At 66.8% G+C, this 17,319-nt stretch carries 16 protein-coding genes; 7 read left to right on the top strand and 9 right to left on the bottom strand.

What is annotated here, in order from left to right:
* Window positions 1–7: 7 nt before the first annotated feature.
* On the top strand, window positions 8–1,030 hold the full coding sequence (locus OHB23_RS17065; protein ID WP_027503728.1) for a LacI family DNA-binding transcriptional regulator: 1,023 nt from the start codon (window positions 8–10) through the stop codon (window positions 1,028–1,030).
* Here the strand turns inward: OHB23_RS17065 and OHB23_RS17060 are convergent.
* On the bottom strand, window positions 989–2,230 hold the full coding sequence (locus tag OHB23_RS17060; protein WP_328809974.1) for an MFS transporter: 1,242 nt from the start codon (window positions 2,228–2,230) through the stop codon (window positions 989–991). The genes OHB23_RS17065 and OHB23_RS17060 overlap by 42 nt on opposite strands.
* A gap of 182 nt (window positions 2,231–2,412) precedes the next feature.
* Between OHB23_RS17060 and OHB23_RS17055 the strand changes: the two genes are divergently transcribed.
* Window positions 2,413–3,630, top strand: a complete 1,218-nt coding sequence (locus OHB23_RS17055) for an acyl-CoA dehydrogenase family protein (RefSeq protein ID WP_328809973.1) — start codon at window positions 2,413–2,415, stop codon at window positions 3,628–3,630.
* A 64-nt stretch (window positions 3,631–3,694) separates the two neighbouring features.
* Here the strand turns inward: OHB23_RS17055 and OHB23_RS17050 are convergent, their stop codons facing one another.
* The 4 genes from OHB23_RS17050 to sdhC are packed head-to-tail and all read right to left on the bottom strand — an operon-like array spanning window position 3,695 to window position 7,113.
* On the bottom strand, window positions 3,695–4,477 hold the full coding sequence (locus OHB23_RS17050; protein WP_027503726.1) for a succinate dehydrogenase iron-sulfur subunit: 783 nt from the start codon (window positions 4,475–4,477) through the stop codon (window positions 3,695–3,697).
* Window positions 4,477–6,228, bottom strand: a complete 1,752-nt coding sequence (sdhA, locus tag OHB23_RS17045; protein ID WP_027503725.1) for a succinate dehydrogenase flavoprotein subunit — start codon at window positions 6,226–6,228, stop codon at window positions 4,477–4,479. The genes OHB23_RS17050 and sdhA overlap by 1 nt, the downstream gene beginning before the upstream one ends.
* Window positions 6,229–6,240: 12 nt before the next feature.
* The gene (locus OHB23_RS17040; RefSeq protein WP_328809972.1) at window positions 6,241–6,702 is read right to left on the bottom strand and encodes a succinate dehydrogenase hydrophobic membrane anchor subunit; all 462 of its coding nucleotides are present in this window, start codon (window positions 6,700–6,702) and stop codon (window positions 6,241–6,243) included.
* A gap of 3 nt (window positions 6,703–6,705) precedes the next feature.
* Window positions 6,706–7,113 (bottom strand): succinate dehydrogenase, cytochrome b556 subunit, encoded by a 408-nt coding sequence (sdhC, locus tag OHB23_RS17035; protein ID WP_081821085.1) that lies wholly within the window; start codon window positions 7,111–7,113, stop codon window positions 6,706–6,708.
* Between the two features lie 252 nt (window positions 7,114–7,365).
* Between sdhC and OHB23_RS17030 the strand changes: the two genes are divergently transcribed.
* From OHB23_RS17030 to OHB23_RS17010, 5 genes are all read left to right on the top strand, one after another.
* The gene (locus OHB23_RS17030) at window positions 7,366–7,800 is read left to right on the top strand and encodes a cytidine deaminase (RefSeq protein WP_027503722.1); all 435 of its coding nucleotides are present in this window, start codon (window positions 7,366–7,368) and stop codon (window positions 7,798–7,800) included.
* Window positions 7,793–9,076, top strand: coding sequence for a thymidine phosphorylase (locus OHB23_RS17025; RefSeq protein ID WP_328809971.1), 1,284 nt, complete (start codon window positions 7,793–7,795; stop codon window positions 9,074–9,076). The genes OHB23_RS17030 and OHB23_RS17025 overlap by 8 nt, the downstream gene beginning before the upstream one ends.
* Window positions 9,077–9,119: 43 nt before the next feature.
* Window positions 9,120–10,577: an ABC transporter permease subunit gene (locus tag OHB23_RS17020; RefSeq protein WP_328811670.1), complete on the top strand. Its 1,458-nt coding sequence runs from the start codon at window positions 9,120–9,122 to the stop codon at window positions 10,575–10,577.
* Entirely contained in the window at window positions 10,574–11,350 is a 777-nt protein-coding gene (locus OHB23_RS17015) for an amino acid ABC transporter ATP-binding protein (protein ID WP_056447689.1), read from the top strand. Before OHB23_RS17020 ends, OHB23_RS17015 begins: the two co-directional genes overlap by 4 nt.
* Window positions 11,351–11,458: 108 nt before the next feature.
* Window positions 11,459–12,529, top strand: coding sequence for an adenosine deaminase (locus OHB23_RS17010; RefSeq protein ID WP_037184105.1), 1,071 nt, complete (start codon window positions 11,459–11,461; stop codon window positions 12,527–12,529).
* A gap of 543 nt (window positions 12,530–13,072) precedes the next feature.
* Here the strand turns inward: OHB23_RS17010 and OHB23_RS17005 are convergent.
* The 4 genes from OHB23_RS17005 to OHB23_RS16990 form a co-directional block, all read right to left on the bottom strand.
* Window positions 13,073–13,306 (bottom strand): hypothetical protein, encoded by a 234-nt coding sequence (locus OHB23_RS17005; protein ID WP_328809970.1) that lies wholly within the window; start codon window positions 13,304–13,306, stop codon window positions 13,073–13,075.
* A gap of 373 nt (window positions 13,307–13,679) precedes the next feature.
* Entirely contained in the window at window positions 13,680–14,450 is a 771-nt protein-coding gene (locus OHB23_RS17000; protein WP_328809969.1) for an enoyl-CoA hydratase/isomerase family protein, read from the bottom strand.
* A 1-nt stretch (window position 14,451) separates the two neighbouring features.
* Window positions 14,452–15,972: a class I adenylate-forming enzyme family protein gene (locus tag OHB23_RS16995; RefSeq protein WP_328809968.1), complete on the bottom strand. Its 1,521-nt coding sequence runs from the start codon at window positions 15,970–15,972 to the stop codon at window positions 14,452–14,454.
* Complete coding sequence (locus tag OHB23_RS16990) at window positions 15,972–17,117, bottom strand: acyl-CoA dehydrogenase family protein (RefSeq protein WP_328809967.1); 1,146 nt, start codon at window positions 17,115–17,117, stop codon at window positions 15,972–15,974. The genes OHB23_RS16995 and OHB23_RS16990 overlap by 1 nt, the downstream gene beginning before the upstream one ends.
* Window positions 17,118–17,319 lie beyond the last annotated feature (202 nt).

Below are 17,319 nucleotides of genomic sequence, written 5' to 3'. Positions count from 1 at the left end.
CACTGCTGTGGGACATCGCTACAAAGTGCGGGAGATCGCGCAGCAGTCGGGCCTGAGCGAGGCGACCGTGGACCGGGTGCTGCACGAGCGGCCCGGTGTCCGGGAGGACACCCGAGCGGAGGTGCGCCAGGCCATCGCCGACCTCGACAAGCAGCGCACCCAGTTGCGGTTGTCGGGGCGCAAGTTCTTCGTCGACGTGGTCATGCAGGCACCCGAGCGGTTCTGTTCCCAGGTGCGGTCCGCCCTCGAGGCCGAGTTGCCGATGCTGTCACCGGCCGTGGTCCGGTCGCGGTTCCACTTCCGGGAGACGGAGTCGGTGCCCGCGATGCTCGAGACGCTCGACGGCATCCGCGCGCGCGGCTCGCACGGACTGATCGTCAAGGCACCGGACGATCCGCAGGTGTCCGACGCGCTCGACGCCGTCGTGGCAGCCGGCATCCCGGTGGTGACCTACGTCAGCGACGTGCCGTCGAGCGCGCGCACCGCGTACGTGGGCATCGACGACGGCGCCGCGGGCGCCACCGCGGCGTACCTCGTCGATCAGTGGCTGGGGGAGTCGACGTCGAGCGTGCTGGTCACATTGAGCCACGACACGTTCCGCAACGAGGGTGAACGGGAGATCGGGTTCCGTCGGGCCCTGCGCCGCACGGCGTCCGGGGTGCCGCGGGCCGTGTTCGACATCGCCCGCAGCAGCGGACTCGACGACACGGTCGAGGACCTGGTGGTCGAGGCGTTGACGCAGCACCCCGACATCGAGGCGGTCTACTCCATCGGCGGCGGCAACGTCGCCACCGTGCGGGCCTTCGAGCGGGTGGGTCGTCGGTGCCGGGTGTTCATCGCCCACGACCTCGACGCGGACAACCGTCGGCTGCTGGCCGAGCGCTCCATCTCGGCTGTGCTGCACCATGATCTGCGTGCCGACGCGCGGTCGGCGTGCCGGTTGCTCATGCAGGCCGCCGGTGCCCTGGACGGTGTTCGGGACGAGCCGTCACCCGTGCACGTGGTCACTCCGCACAACACTCCCCGATGACGCGCTCCGGCCGAGGAGCCAGATGGCGAGTGCGGCGAGGGAGATCGCTGCCCCGGTGAGGCACAGCACCGCCCACCCACCGACGGAATAGCTGACGGACGCGGCGACGGAACCGAGGACGCCGCCGCCGAAGTAGCTCACCATGTACGCGGTGTTGAGACGGTTTCGCGCCGGCGGATCCAGGACGAACACGACGTTCTGATTGCTGATGTGCGCGCCCTGGGTGCCCAGGTCGAGAGCCATGATGCCGACGATCAGGACGACGACGGCCGACACGGCGGAGCTGCCCGATCCGAGGAAGAGCAGCGCCCAGCTGGCCAGCAGGATCGTCAGGCACAGCGTCGTCGCGCGCCGTCCGTGTCCCTTGTCGGTCATGCGCCCGGCGATGGGTGCCATCAACGCACCGGCGACCCCGGCGATGCCGAACAGGCCGATGACGGCGTCACCGTAGGAGAACGGCGGAGCCGCGAGCAGGAACGCGAGCCCGGTCCACAGCACCGAGAACGCGGCCATGAGGAGCGCGCCCAGAGCCATGCGCAACCGGAGCTCCCGGAGTTCGCGTACGAGCGTCAGGATGGAGCCGAGAATGCCGCGGTAGGTGTCGGTCACCACCGGGGTCGACACCGGGACGTACTTCCGCAGCACCACCGCGAGCAGGGCGATGGCCACGGCGGCCACCCCGTAGACCAACCGCCAGCCGCCCAGTTCGGACAGGAACCCACTGACGGTGCGGGCGAGCAGGATTCCGGTGAGCAGGCCGCTCATGACGGTGCCCACGGTGCGTCCGCGATCCTCCTCCGCGGCGAGGGCCGAGGCGAGCGGGACGATGACCATGGCGGCGGACGCTCCCACCCCGGCGAGGACGAGGGCGGCGGCGAGCATCGGGAAGCCGGGGGAGACCACGGCGATGCCGTCCGCGACGGCGCAGATCAGGGCGGCGGTGACGATGAGGCGCCGCCGTTCGATCAGGTCGCCGAGCGGGACGAGGAACGCCAGACCGATGGCGTAGCCGATCTGCGCGGTGGTGACGAGGATGCCCGCCGTGCCCTCCTCGATGTCGAAGGAGCGAGCGATCGTGTCGAGCAGCGGTTGCGCGTAGTACAGATTCGCGACCAGGACACCGCAGGTGACGGCCAACAGGAGGACCAGCCCGCGGCCGATGGTGGGTTCGGTCGTCGAGCTGCCCCCGGGTTCTGTCACCGCTCAACTATGGCCCCACCTCGTCGAGACCGCACAGCGGGGACTCCGGATACCTCGAGAACACCTCGAGATCCGTTCGACGGGTTCGACCGATCTCGGGACAGTCGGGGTATCCGTGCAGCACGGTGACAGACACAGGCGTCACCCGACCACTCGCCGGACGACCGACACAGGAGCCGCACATGAGCAAGCACGAACCGCTGGGACCTCTCGCGAAGGGGTTCCTCGCCGCGGACATGTTCGGCTACCAGGGCATTCTGACGGACGAGGAGTCGGAGACGGTCGGGGTGGTGCGTCGCTTCCTCGAGGACGAGGTCGCCCCGCGCGCGAACGAGTTCTGGGAGAAGGCGGAGTCACCGGTCCATCTGCTCCCGCGCCTGGCCGATCTCGGGATCGTCGGTCTGGAGTACGAGTTCGACGGTCGGGCGCCCGCACGCAAGGTCTTCACCGGGTGGCTGGGCATGGAGTTCTCGCGGGTCGATCCGTCCACAGGCACCATGTTCACGGTCCACAGCGGGCTCGCGATGAGCAGCATCGCCATCCTGGGCTCGGACGAGCAGAAGGAGCGGTGGCTCCCGGCCATGCGCCGCATGGACAAGATCGGCGCCTTCGGCCTGTCCGAGCCGCACGGCGGTTCCGACGTCGCCGGCGGGTTGGAGACCACGGCGCGGCTCGACGGCGACCACTGGATCCTCAACGGCAGCAAGCGGTGGATCGGCAACGCCACCTTCGCCGACCTGATCATCGTCTACGCGAAGGACGAGGCGGACGGTGAGGTGAAGGGCTTCGTCCTCGAGAAGGGGGACGACGGCTTCCCCGAGGGGTTCCGTGCGGAGAAGATCGAGCGCAAGTACTCGCTGCGCGCGGTCGAGAACGCAGATCTGTACTTCGAGGACTGCCGGGTGCCCACCGCGAACAAACTCGAGCACGCGAACTCGTTCGCCGACACCGCCAAGGTCCTGTCCCTCACCCGCGGCGGCGTCGCGTGGGGCGCGGTCGGAGTGATGATCGGCGCCTTCGAGAAGGCGGTGGCCTACGCACAGGAGCGCGAGCAGTTCGGGGCGCCCATCGCGTCGTTCCAGTTGATCTCGGACCTGATCGCGCGCATGGCCGGCAACATCACCGCGTGCCTCGGGATGGCCCTGCGGGTGTCGCAGCTGCAGGACTCCGGGGTGCAGCACGACGAGCACGCGGCACTGTCCAAGAGCTACACCACCACGCGATTGCGTGAGGTGGTGGGCTGGGCCCGAGAGATCATGGGGGGCAACGGCATCGTGCTCGACTACGACGTGATCCGTTACTTCACCGATGCCGAGGCGCTGTACTCGTACGAGGGCACGTCGCAGATGAACAACCTCATCGTCGGCAGGGGAGTGACGGGGTACTCGGCGTTCGTCTAGTCCGAAGCGCACGAGAACCCGCTCCTGCAGTGCAGGAGCGGGCTCTCGTGGTGGTGCGCGAGGATCAGCGTGCGAAGAGCAGTGCGCGCTTGACTTCCTGGATCGCCTTCGTCACCTGGATGCCACGGGGGCACGCGTCGGTGCAGTTGAAGGTGGTGCGGCAGCGCCACACACCCTCGACGTCGTTGAGGATGTCCAGGCGCTCGGGAGCGCCCTCGTCACGGCTGTCGAAGATGAAGCGGTGTGCGTTGACGATGGCGGCGGGACCGAAGTAGCTGCCGTCGTTCCAGTACACGGGGCACGAGGTGGTGCAGCACGCGCACAGGATGCACTTGGTGGTGTCGTCGAACCGCGCGCGGTCGGCGGCCGACTGGATGCGCTCACGCGTGGGCTCGTTGCCGGACGTCATCAGGTAGGGCTTGACGGCACGGAACGCGTCGAAGAACGGCTCCATGTTCACGATGAGGTCCTTCTCCACGGGCAGACCGCGGATGGGCTCGATCGTGATGGTGAGGGACTTCGAGGAGTCCTTCGGGAGCATGTCGCGCATCAGGACCTTGCAGGCCAGACGGTTGACACCGTTGACACGGACCGCGTCGCTGCCGCACACGCCGTGCGCGCACGAGCGGCGGAACGAGAACGTGCCGTCCAGGTAGTTCTTCACGTACAGCATCAGGTTGAGAAGACGGTCGGTCGGCAGGGTGGGGACCTGGAAGCTGTCCCAGTGCGAACCCTTGTCGTCCTCCGGGTTGAAGCGAGCGATCTTCAGTGTGACCATCACTGCTTCGTCCGGAACCGCAGGCAGACCGCCCTTGTCTTCGGACTTGTCGATAGCGGGTGCGCTCATCAGTACTTACGCTCCATCGGCTCGTAGCGGGTCTGCACCACGGGCTTGTAGTCGAGGCGGATATCGGAGAGCAGACCCTCGCCCACCTTGTACGCCATGGTGTGGCGCATGAAGTTGACGTCGTCGCGCTCCGGGTAGTCCTCGCGGGCGTGTCCGCCGCGAGTCTCCTTGCGGTTGAGAGCACCGGCGACGGTGACCTCCGCCATCTCCAGCAGGAAGCCGAGCTCGACGGCCTCGAGCAGGTCGCTGTTGTAGCGCTTGCCCTTGTCCTGCACGGTGATCCGGCCGTAGCGCTCCTTCAGTCCCTGGATGTCGCTCAGGGCCTGCTTGAGGGTGTCCTCGGTACGGAAGACGGACGCGTTGTTGTCCATCGACTGCTGCAGCTCGGTGCGGATGGTCGCGACCTTCTCGTTGCCGTGATCCGAGAGGATGAGTTCGAGCCATTCCTCGACCATCTTCTGCGGAGCCTCGGGCAGCGGGGTGAAGTCGACGCTGTTGGCGTGCTCGGCGGCAGCGATGCCGGCGCGACGGCCGAACACGTTGATGTCGAGCAGCGAGTTGGTGCCGAGACGGTTGGAGCCGTGCACGGACACGCAGGCGCACTCGCCGGCGGCGAAGAGGCCGGGAACGACGTCGTCGTTGTTGCGGAGCACCTCACCGCGGATCTTGGTGGGGATGCCGCCCATGACGTAGTGGCACGTCGGGTACACGGGCACCAGCTCGGTGACCGGGTCGACGCCCAGGTACGTGCGGGAGAACTCCGTGATGTCCGGGAGCTTCTCCTCGAGGACGTCGGCGCCGAGGTGGGTCACGTCGATGTAGACGTAGTCCTTGTTCGGTCCGGCACCGCGACCTTCGAGCACCTCGAGCACCATCGAGCGGGCGACGATGTCGCGCGGCGCGAGGTCCTTGATGGTGGGGGCGTAGCGCTCCATGAAGCGTTCACCGTCCGCGTTGCGGAGGATTCCGCCCTCACCGCGCACGGCCTCGGAGATGAGGATGCCCAGTCCGGCGAGGCCGGTCGGGTGGAATTGGTGGAACTCCATGTCCTCGAGCGGCAGGCCCTTGCGGAAGATGATGCTCATGCCGTCACCGGTGAGGGTGTGGGCGTTCGAGGTGGTCTTGTAGATACGACCCGAACCGCCGGTGGCGAACACGATCGACTTCGCGTGGAACACGTGTAGCTCGCCGGTGGCCAGCTCGTAGGCGATGACGCCGGTGGCCACGGGGCCCTCGTCGGTCTCCGTCAGCGCGATGTCCAGTGCGTAGAACTCGTTGAAGAACTCCACGTCGTGCTTGACGCACTGCTGGTACAGCGTCTGGAGGATCATGTGACCGGTGCGGTCGGCGGCGTAACACGCACGGCGCACGGGCGCCTTGCCGTGGTCACGGGTGTGCCCGCCGAAGCGACGCTGGTCGATCTTGCCCTCGGGCGTGCGGTTGAACGGCAGGCCCATCTTCTCGAGGTCGAGGACCGCGTCGATGGCCTCCTTCGCCATGATCTCGGCAGCGTCCTGGTCGACCAGGTAGTCGCCGCCCTTGATCGTGTCGAAGGTGTGCCACTCCCAGTTGTCCTCCTCGACGTTGGCGAGGGCAGCACACATGCCGCCCTGAGCCGCGCCGGTGTGGCTGCGAGTGGGGTAGAGCTTCGTGAGCACCGCGGTGCGGGCGCGCGGACCGGCCTCGATCGCCGCGCGCATACCTGCACCACCGGCACCGACGATCAGTACGTCGTAACGATGTTCCTGCATGTGCACTCTCCCCTAGCTGGCGATGATGTTGGGGTCGAACGTGAAGATGACGTACGTGCCCAGACCCATGATGAGGATCATCGAGAGCACCAGAAGCGTGGTGAGCCAGAACCGCGTGGAGTCCTTGCGCGAGTAGTCGGCGATGACGGTCCGCAGACCGTTGCCGCCGTGCAGCTGCGCCAACCAGAGCATCGTCAGGTCCCACACCTGCCAGAACGGGCTCGACCAGCGGCCGGCCACGAAGGCGAAGTTGATGCGGTGAACACCGTCGTCGAGCAGCAACATGATGGACATGTGGCCGAGGACGAGGACGACGAGCGCGAGTCCGGAGAAGCGCATGAACAGCCATGCGTAGAGCTCGAAGTTGCCGCGGTTCTTCCGGCGCGGTGAGCGCGGATTGTCGAGGCTGGCGGGACGGTCGTGAGACGTTCCCAGCGTGCGTGCCTGCTTGGCACCTGCGTCGGTGGTCGCCATGGCTCAGTGCCCCCCGGTGAAGGTGTTGTAGAGGATGCGTGCCGCGCCCGGGATCATGACGACGAACCAGATGCCGAGGATGACCCACAGCATGAGGCGCTGGTACTGGGTTCCCTTCGACCAGAAGTCGACGAGCATGACTCGGATGCCGTTGAGTGCGTGGTAGAGCACCGCGGCCACGAGGCCGAGCTCCATCAGGCCGACGATCGGCGTCTTGTACGTGTCGATCACGTCGTTGTACGCCTGGGGATCGACGCGGACGAGCGCCGTGTCCAGGACGTGCACGAACAGGAAGAAGAACGTGACGACACCGGTGATCCGGTGCAGAACCCAGGACCACATGCCAGGGTCTCCGCGGTACAGAGACCGCGTGCGCTCCCGCGTCGGGGCGGCTTCGGTCGTGCTAGCCATCGAGTGCAGTGCCTCCAACATCATTGATGGACGCGACGAGCGAAGACGCCCGGAGAGATACCGGAGAAATCCAGCTCGATCGTGTGTGTGAAACGACTTCTTCGAACTCTAATCCCATGCTCGGACACGCACTAATTCGCGTTGGGCCTGGCGTTTCCCTGCCGACCGGAAGTTAGGTTTGCCTGTCCAATGACCTGGTGGGTCGCTCGGAGTTGCCTGCAGTGGCAGCCTCGACGTGACAGGATCGCCCTCATGCCGGAAGTCGACTGGAAATCCTTGCGCGACAGTGCTCGTGAGGCTATGACCCACGCCTACGCGCCCTATTCGAACTACCCCGTGGGGGCCGCTGCGACAGTGGACGACGGACGCATCGTCGCCGGATGCAATGTGGAAAATGTCTCATACGGTCTCGGGCTCTGCGCCGAGTGCGGACTGGTGTCGGCGCTGAATGCGAGCGGCGGCGGACGCCTGATCGCGTTCTCGTGCTGCGACAGTCGAGGCTCGATCCTGCTGCCGTGCGGCCGTTGTCGGCAGCTTCTGTTCGAGTTCGGCGGAGGCGATCTGCTGATCGACACGGCGTCGGGTGTGCGTCCACTGAGCGACCTCCTCCCCGAGGCGTTCGGCCCCGACGATCTCGCCGCCGGGCAGGTCTCGAACACCGCCGAGAAGGCGGTGACCGATGCCTGATGCCGTATCGGTGATAGCCACCAAACGCGATGGCCACATTCTTTCTTCGGACCAGATCTTATGGATGGTCGACGCGTACACCCGTGGCGACGTGGCGGACGAGCAGATGTCGGCCCTCACGATGGCCATTCTGCTGCGCGGCATGACACGCGTGGAGATCCGTCAGTGGACCGACGCGATGATCGCCTCGGGCAGCCGCATGGACTTCTCGTCCATCTCGCGTCCCACCGTCGACAAGCACTCCACGGGCGGTATCGGGGACAAGATCACGCTCCCGCTCGCACCCCTCGTCGCGGCGTGCGGTGCGGCGGTGCCGCAGCTGTCGGGACGCGGTCTCGGCTACACCGGCGGCACGCTGGACAAGCTGGAGTCCATTCCGGGCTGGCGGGCCGATCTCACGGCCGACGAGATGACCCGACTCCTCGACGATCCTGCTGTCGGCGCCGTCATCTGTGCCGCGGGTGCGGATCTGGCCCCGGCGGACAAGAAGCTCTACGCCCTGCGTGACGTCACCGGCACCGTCGAGTCGATCCCGATGATCGCCGCGTCGATCATGAGCAAGAAGATCGCCGAGGGGACGGGCGCACTGGTCCTGGACGTGAAGTGCGGATCGGGTGCGTTCATGAAGTCGCTGGATCAGGCGCGCGAGCTCGCCGCGACGATGGTCGAGCTCGGCACCGATTCGGGCGTCAACACGGTCGCCCTGGTCACCGACATGTCCACCCCGCTCGGCCTCACCGCCGGCAACGCTCTCGAGGTGCAGGAATCCCTCGACGTCCTGGCCGGCGGCGGCCCCGCGGACGTCGTCGAGCTGACTCTCGCGCTGGCGCGCGAGATGGTCGCGGCCGCCGGACTCGACGGTGTCGATCCGGCCGACAAACTGCGCGACGGCACGGCCATGGACCGGTGGCGGGCGATGATCGCCGGACAGGGCGGCGATCCCGATGCGCCGCTGCCCGTGGCACGACATACTCACGACGTCGTGGCCGACCGCGACGGCGTGGTCACCCGTGTGGACGCCATGGCGGTGGGTATCGCCGCCTGGCGGCTGGGTGCCGGGCGCGAGCGGCAGGGCCAGCAGGTCCAGGCAGGAGCAGGGGTGCGCATGCATGTCAGACCGGGAGAGCGGGTGTCCGCCGGGAGTTCGGTGTTCACGCTGCACACGGACACCCCGGAACGGTTCGACGGTGCGCTCGAGGCGCTGACGGACGGATGGGCCGTCGGCGACGACGCTCCTGCCGTCTCGCCGCTGATCCTGGATCGGATCGGTACGTAGCGTGACGCGCGCTCGGTGGTCCCTCGTCACGCTGGTGGGGGTGATGCTCCCGATCCTGCTGGGCGCGTGCGGGTCGTCCTCGGACGAGCCGTTGATCGACACGGTCACCGACAACGGTGTGCTCGTGGTCGGCACGGAGGGCACGTACAGCCCCTTCAGTTTTCAGGGGTCCGACGGTGACCTGACGGGGTACGACATCGACGTCGTCCGCGCGGTCGGGGAGAAACTCGGCGTACGCGTCGAGTTCGTCCAGACGCCGTTCGACTCGATCTTCGCCGGTCTCGAGTCCGGCCGGTTCGACCTCATCGCCAACCAAGTAACCGTCAACGACGAACGGCAGGCCAAGTACGACCTCTCGCGGCCGTACACCGTCTCCGAGGGCGAGATCGTCGCGCGGGCCGGGGACACGTCGATCACCTCGCTGGCGGATCTGGCCGGCCGGACCACGGCGCAGTCGTCGACGAGCAACTGGGCCGAGGTGGCCACCGACGCAGGCGCTCAGGTGCAGGCCGTCGAGGGATTCGTCCAGGCGGTGACGCTGGTCAAGGACGGCCGTGTCGACGCCACCGTCAACGACTCGCTCGCCATCGCCGAGTACTTCGCACAGACCGGGGACACGGGTGTCGCCGTCGCCGCCCAGACCGGGGACACCAGCCTGCAGGCCTTCGCCGCCCGCAAGGACAGCGGCCTGATGGAGCAGGTGAACACCGCGCTGGCGGAACTGCAGGACGACGGCACGCTGGCGGCGGCCTCGGAGCGCTACTTCGGGTCCGACGTCGCGGTGCCGGATCCGCAGACGGCCGCGGCCACCGCCCCCACCGCCGAGGCAGGGGCCACCGAGTCGACTCAGGAACTGATCACCCGCAACCTGGTGCCGATGCTGAAGGCCACCGTCACCACGACGTTGCCGCTCACCGCGATCAGCTTCGTCATCGGTCTCGCGATCGCGCTGGCCGTGGCACTGGCCCGAATCTCCTCGATCCGACCCCTGTCGCTGATCGCGCGCTTCTACGTCTCGATCGTCCGCGGCACGCCGTTGCTGCTGCAGCTGTTCATCGTGTTCTACGCGTTGCCGCAGTTCGGGGTGGTCATCTCGCCGTTCCCGGCGGCGGTGGTGGCGTTCAGCATCAACGTCGGTGGGTACGCGGCCGAGATCGTGCGGGCGGCCATTCTCGGCGTGCCCAAGGGCCAGTGGGAGGCGGCCGAGACCATCGGCATGGGGTACCGCACCACGCTGCAGCGCATCGTCCTGCCGCAGGCGCTGCGCACCGCGGTGCCGCCGTTGTCCAACACGTTGATCTCGTTGGTGAAGGACACATCGCTGGCGTCCACGATCCTGGTCACCGAGCTGCTCCGAGTGGCGCAGCTCGCGGCGGCCCCCACCTTCGACTTCTTCGCGCTCTACTCGGTGGCCGCGGTGTACTACTGGATCATCTGCATCGTCCTGTCCTCCGTGCAGGGCAGACTCGAGACCCGACTGGACAGGTACGTGGCGCGATGACCGAGAAGCCCTTGATCGAGGCGACGGGACTGCGGAAGTCGTTCGGCGACAACCACGTTCTGCAGGGAGTCGACTTCACCGCCGACCGCGGCACGGTCACCGTCGTCGTGGGTCCGTCGGGCTCCGGCAAGACCACGCTGCTGCGCGGGCTCAACGCGCTCGACCCGGTGGACTCCGGCACCGTGCGCATCGGCGACGTGTCCGCGGACTTCGGTGAGCTGGCGTCGGCTCCGCGTGGCCGCGTCCGGTCGGCGACGGCAGCGCTGCGCGCACAGAGCGGCATGGTGTTCCAGAGCCACAACCTGTTCCCGCACAAGACGGTGCTGCAGAACGTCGTCGAGGGTCCCGTGATCGTGCAGAAGCACCCGCGGGCGGAGGCCGAGGCGGCGGGCAGGGAACTGCTCGCGCAGGTCGGTCTCACCGGCAAGGAGGACCAGTACCCGTTCCAGCTGTCGGGTGGGCAGCAGCAACGCGTCGGGATCGCCCGCGCACTCGCCCTGGCGCCCGAGCTCATGCTGTTCGACGAGCCCACCTCGGCGCTCGATCCCGAGCTCGTCGGCGAGGTGCTGTCGGTCATGAAGAACCTCGCGAGCGAGGGCTGGACCATGGTCGTGGTCACTCACGAGATCCGGTTCGCGCAGCAGGTGGCCGACCAGGTGCTGTTCGTCGACGGGGGAGTCGTGGTCGAGCGAGGCACCCCCACCGATGTGCTGACGCACCCGGCGCAGGAGAGGACGCAACAGTTCCTCAAACGCATCCTCGACCCGCTGTAGGCGAAGGGCGCGAGGCGCGGCCGCGAACACTACAGTCGGGACATGGATGACGATCTGACGGTTGCTCCGGACAGCGCGGCACGACTGAGCGGTCCGGCACCCCTGGACATGCAGAACATCGCCCGCGCGCCGAAGGCGTTGTTGCACGACCATCTCGACGGCGGGCTCCGGCCGTCGACCGTGCTGGAACTGGCGAGCGAGTGCGGGTACGACGGGCTTCCCGCGTCTGACGCGGAGAGCCTCGGCCGGTGGTTCCGCGACGCCGCCGACAGCGGCTCCCTGGAGCTGTATCTCGAGACGTTCGCGCACACCGTCGCCGTCATGCAGACGGCCGAGGGCCTGCAGCGCGTGGCGCGCGAGTGCGCCGAGGATCTGGCCGCCGACGGTGTCGTCTACGCCGAGGTGCGCTACGCGCCCGAGCAGCACCTGGAGAAGGGGCTGACACTGGACGAGGTGGTCGAGCACACCCTGGAAGGGTTCCGCCAGGGCGAGAGCGCCGCCCGTGCGGCCGGTCGACCCATCGTCATCGGATGCCTCCTCACCGCGATGCGGCACGCCGCCCGTTCCCGCGAGATCGCCGAACTGGCGGTCCGGTACCGCGACCAGGGTGTCGCGGGCTTCGACATCGCAGGCAAGGAAGCGGGCTTCCCCCCGAGCCGGCACCTCGACGCGTTCGAGTACATGCGGGCGAATAACGCGCACTTCACCATTCACGCCGGCGAGGCGTTCGGCCTGCCTTCCATCCACGAAGCGATCGCGTTCTGTGGCACGGACCGGTTGGGCCACGGTGTGCGCATCGTCGACGACATCACCACGAACGCCGACGGCGCCCGCGAACTCGGCCAGCTCGCGAACTATGTGCGGGACAAGCGGATTCCGCTGGAACTGTGCCCCAGCTCCAACGTCCAGACGGGCGCCGTGGCCAGCATCGAGGAGCACCCCTTCGACATTCTGGCCCGCTTACGGTTCCGCGTCACCGTGAACACGGACAACCGGCTGATGAGCGACACCTCGATGAGCAAGGAGATGTACCGGCTCGCCACGGCCTTCGGCTACGGGTGGTCCGACCTCGAGCGCTTCACCATCAATGCGCTGAAGTCGTCGTTCCTGCCGTTCGATCAGAGGTTGGCGTTGATCGACGACGTCGTGAAGCCGGGGTACCGGGTGTTGTTGGGGTAGGGGCTCATTGGGGCGGAAGGGGATCTCCACGCCGCCCGTGGGGCATCGGCGTCGATAATTTCAGTTAACGCACCATCGCCCCTGAAAAGCCAGTTCAGCACAGTTTTGGCTTGTGGCCGTGTCCGACGAGGGGTCTAGGCAGCGAAGGAGTCCAAACCTGCTGAAACGGCCCCCGTGCACTCTCTGACGGCCGTCTCGGGCCCATCCGAGGGCGCAGCGCCGGCGATCCCCGCGGCGGTGGCCGCACGCATCGCCGCTGCGGTGGAGTCGTCCCGGTCAGCCGGTACCCGCCGCGCCTACGGATCCGGGTGGCGCCGGTTGACCGACTGGTGCATCCGCAACGGGCACGTCGCGTTGCCGGCACACCTCGTCACCGTCGCGGCGTATCTGGTCGATACCGCCGACTCCGCCGACGCCGTCACCGCGGCAGGGGAGAGGACCTACGCCGCCAGCACTCTGTCGGCGTGGGCATCAGCGATAAACCACTTTCATCAGACCACCGGGCACACCTCGCCCATGAAGCAAAAACTAGTGACGGCAGCGTTAACGGGCATTTGCCGGCAGTACGCCCCCGCCGTCGACCGACCCCGCACCCAACGAGCGCCGTTGCTGGTGTCCGACATCCTGCACCTCGTCGACACCGCACGCGTCCAGTGCGAGGGTTGGGCAGACGAGGTATGCGAGCGCCGCGGCACCGCGCTGCTTCTGCTCGGTTCCGCCGGCGCGCTCCGCCGCTCCGAACTCGCAGACTCCAAGTGCCGCGACGTCCGCCTGCACCCTGAGTACGGGCTGTACATCGACTCCGCAAACGAAGTCAGACCAGGAAGGCCGGTGCATCGTCCGGGCACTTCCGACCACCGACTCCAATGCCACCTGCCCGCACTGTGCGTACGTGCGGTGGGTGCAGGTCGTGTCAGCGTTAGACGCCGGTGGCCGTCCCTCCGTCATCCGACTGCTCCGCGCCCGAGCCCCATTAGACGAGCATGTGTGCCGCGGGGGAGTGCCCCGCACTGCCGCACGTGCCCCGCCGTTCAAGGCCATTACCAAGAGCGGCAACCTCAGCACCACACCTCTGTCGGGGGCCGCGATCCACAAGACCATCCGACGACGCGCCGAACGCGCCGGCTACGAACCTCGGGCTTCTTGAAGCTCAGTCCGCCCGCTTCCGCTCCGCCCACCGCGCCGCGCCCTTACGTGCGAAGGACCACGCCTGAACGCCCCGTTCCATCGCCACCGCCGCATCCCAGCTCACACCCGGCGCGTGCACCTCGGCGCGGAGACTGGCGATCGCAGCGCGAGCCAGCGCCGGGTCGCGCCGGGAGGTCTCGGTCAGCCGCCAGGCCTCCGGCTCTACTGACTCGTCGGCGACGGCGAGGTAGGCGAGGCCGAGTTCGACCGCTCGTGCACCGTCGACGCTGTCACCGAGGACACCGAGTGCAGTGGCAGCTTCCGGGTTGGCCGAACGACCGAGCAAGGTGTAGTGGCCACCGCCGGGATGAATGCCAATGTTGACGAAGCCCGATGTGAAACGCGCTGTGCACGAGATGATTCGGACATCGGTCGCCATCGCCAGGTTGACACCGGCACCTACTGCGCCACCGCGAATCGCTGCGATGGTCGGCACCCGGAGCCGACCGACCCGAAGAAACGCATCGTAGATGGTCTGAATCAATGCGACGCCCTCGTCCGACACAGGAGCGCTCGAAATCGCGGCCAGTTCCGAACGGGACCCGCCGGAACAGAAGTAGCCGTCGTCGCCGCGCACGATGGCCACGCCGACCGACGCGTCCGCGTCAATCCTGTCGCAGGCGTCGACGAGATCCCGCGCCATGGTGGCGTCGATGGCGTTTCGTGCTCCGGGGTTAGCGATCGTGATCTCCGCCGCCCCATCGGCAATGCTGACGTTGACCGACGACGCCATCTCACGTCCTCCCGTTGTTGTGTACGCGCTCGGCGCGCAGGTCGATATCGGCATCACCGCGGCTACGCAGCAACGTCGACCTGATCTTCTGTGTTGCCGTTTTCGGCAAAGCATCGACCACCGCGACGTAGCGGGGCCACGCCAACCTGGGTAGCCGAGAGTGCAGGAACTCCGGAATCGACAGGGGGTCGAGCGGACCGGACGCCACGACCACTGCGCGGATCTCTTGCCCGGCCAGTTCGTCGGGTATCCCGACCACCGCGACTTCGGCAATCTCTGGATGGCTCGCCAACACCCATTCGACGTCGGCGGGGTTCACGTTCTCGCCGTTACGCCGAATCAGATCGTCTGTGCGACCTAGGAAGCTCAGACGGCCATCTGCGTCCAGTACGCCGACATCTCCGGTGTGGAACCACAGGTTGCGCATCTTCGCGAGCGTGGCATCGCTTCGGTTGCGGTACCCGTCGAAGATGACGTGGGGGCGTAGAGGGCGGATACAAATTTCACCAGGCTCGCCGGTGGGCGAAGCTACGTCTTCATCGTCCAGCACGGCAACCGTCACATCGGGGCGAGGTGTTCCACAGGTCCCCGGTCGGATGTCACCGGCGTGATTTGCAGTTACCCATCCACCGAGCTCGGTCATTCCGTACAGCTCGTGAACGGACACCCCGAGCCGTTCTTCGATGCCGGTCCATACCTCCGACGGCGCACCCCCTCCCGTGCAGAAGCGCAGTCTGTGCGGCGGGATGTTCTCAGGCAGTGCTCGCAGGAGTGCGGTGAGGACTGTGCCGACGTAGGTGAACGCGGTCGCTTTCAACCGGATTGCGTCGTCGAGGAACTCGGTCGGGCGGAACTTGTCGACCAACGCGAGCGAGCAGCCCGTCGCGAGTGCCGTCATGACGCCGTAGACCTGAGGGTTGGTGTGAAACAGCGGCAGCGCGAGCAGGATTCGGTCGTTGGGACCGACGGCGAGCGCCTCGGCAAGTTGCTCGCCACCCGCGACGAACGAAGCGTCCGAGAGCACAACGCCTTTGGGCGCTCCTGTGGTCCCGGACGTATAGAGCAGACTGCACGTGTCGCCCTGTCGGGCAGACACAGGACCGAGGCCCGCCATCCTCGCGACGCACCGCTCGAGCTCGGTGTAATCCGCGAACCCCGCCGCCGGGCCGTTCCACAAGCCGGCACGAGACAGTTCGACGATGCCGTCATCGTCACCGGCCACGAAGGAGATATCCGCATCGGTGACGATGCCGCGGACGTGTTCCGCCGTCGCCTGATTGTGAAGTGGGACGCAGACAGCGCCCACCCATCGGATGGCAAACCACAGGTAGATGAACGTCGGGCTGTTGCGCGCGGTGAGTAGCACGTGATCTCCAGGTCCCACGCCCCTGCTGTCGAGAAGCGACGCGGTTCGCCTGACCGTGTCGAGAAGCTCACCGTAGGTGATGGCCCGGTCGTCGACTCGGAGAAATGTGCGGTCCGGCGACGTCTGGCATCGGCGGAGCACGGTCGCGGCGAACATCAGGCGTGCCCGCTCCTGACCGCCTTGATCAGAGATTTCGCGACCGTATTCTTCAGGACCTCGGCCGATCCGCCCGCCACTTCGTACGCTTTCGCATCGCGCAGGTACCGACCGAACGGCTGGGTTTCGCGCGTCCCGTGTGCGCCACAGACCTGCACGGCGATGTCCGCGGCCTTCGTCGCTAGCGCTCCTGCCAACATCTTGGCTTCCGACGACGACCGAGCGATGTCTCGACCGGCGTCCAGGTCCTGCCCCGCCGCGTAGGTCACGAATCGCGCTGCGTCGATTTCGGCCACCAGCTGAGCGAAATACCATTGGATACCTTGGAATTCGAGAACCACCGAGCCGAATGCTTCTCGCTTGTCGACGTATCGCAGAGCGTCCTCCACCGCGGCGCGCGCGATACCCAAACTGATCCCCGCCGCCAGCGTGCGCGAGTTGGCCAAGGTGACCATGACCTGCTTCAGGCCACGGCCCTCGGTTCCGACCAAGTGGTCGTCGGGCACCTCGACGTCATTGAGCACGAGGTTCACGTGCGGACCGTTCCGCAGACCGAATGTCTGGGCGTGTTCACCCTGATACGTCGAGACTCCGGGCATATCCCGAGTGATGACGAAAGTGGAGACGCCGTTCTCGGTCTCGGCGAGGACCAGAAAGAGTTCGGCGGCCGACCCCGATGTGATGAAGGCCTTCTCGCCGTTGATGCGCCAACCGTTCTCGGTTTTCGACGCTTTGGTATCCAAAAACCGGATGTCGCTTCCGTGTCCGTCCTCGGTCAAGGCGAACGACGCGGTCAGCCCGGCCGAGTACTGGGGCAAGTACCTCTCCTTCAACGATTCCTGGCCGAACATCTCGATGCACTTCTGGCTCTGGAAGATCGTGATCAACGAAATTCCGAGAATCGGGCTGTACACCGACACCTCCTCCATCACGGCGGTGAGCTCTGTCATGGACCGCCCGCCGCCGGAGTACTTCGTGTCGAGCGTCATGGAGTTCCAGCCGAGTTCGGCCGTCATTCGCACCAGATCGAGGGGATACACGTCGTCACGGTCGAGGGTCGTCGCGACGGGAGCCACGTGTTCCCGAGCGAATTGCTTCGCCCGCGCGATGGTGTCGTCGCTCGCCAGGTTTCTCCACAGATCCATCAGGTCCTCCCGGGCCGTTCCGCGCTGCCCTGTGGCTGCGCGTCTGAAATATAAGTAAATGCTCGTTAGGTTCGCGTGTCAAGATCACACCGCCGAGACACGGCGATGAGAACCAAGTGTGCCGACAGTCGACCTTGGGTCCTCACGACGCCACACGACCATTCGCAACCGCGTCCGCACCGGCTACAGGATCGGATCCAAA

The sequence above is a fragment of the Rhodococcus sp. NBC_00294 genome, from assembly GCF_036163995.1.
In the GTDB taxonomy this organism is placed as follows: Bacteria; Actinomycetota; Actinomycetes; order Mycobacteriales; family Mycobacteriaceae; genus Rhodococcoides.
Note: the sequence above shows the minus strand (reverse complement) of the source record. Positions and strands in the feature narration are given on the sequence as shown.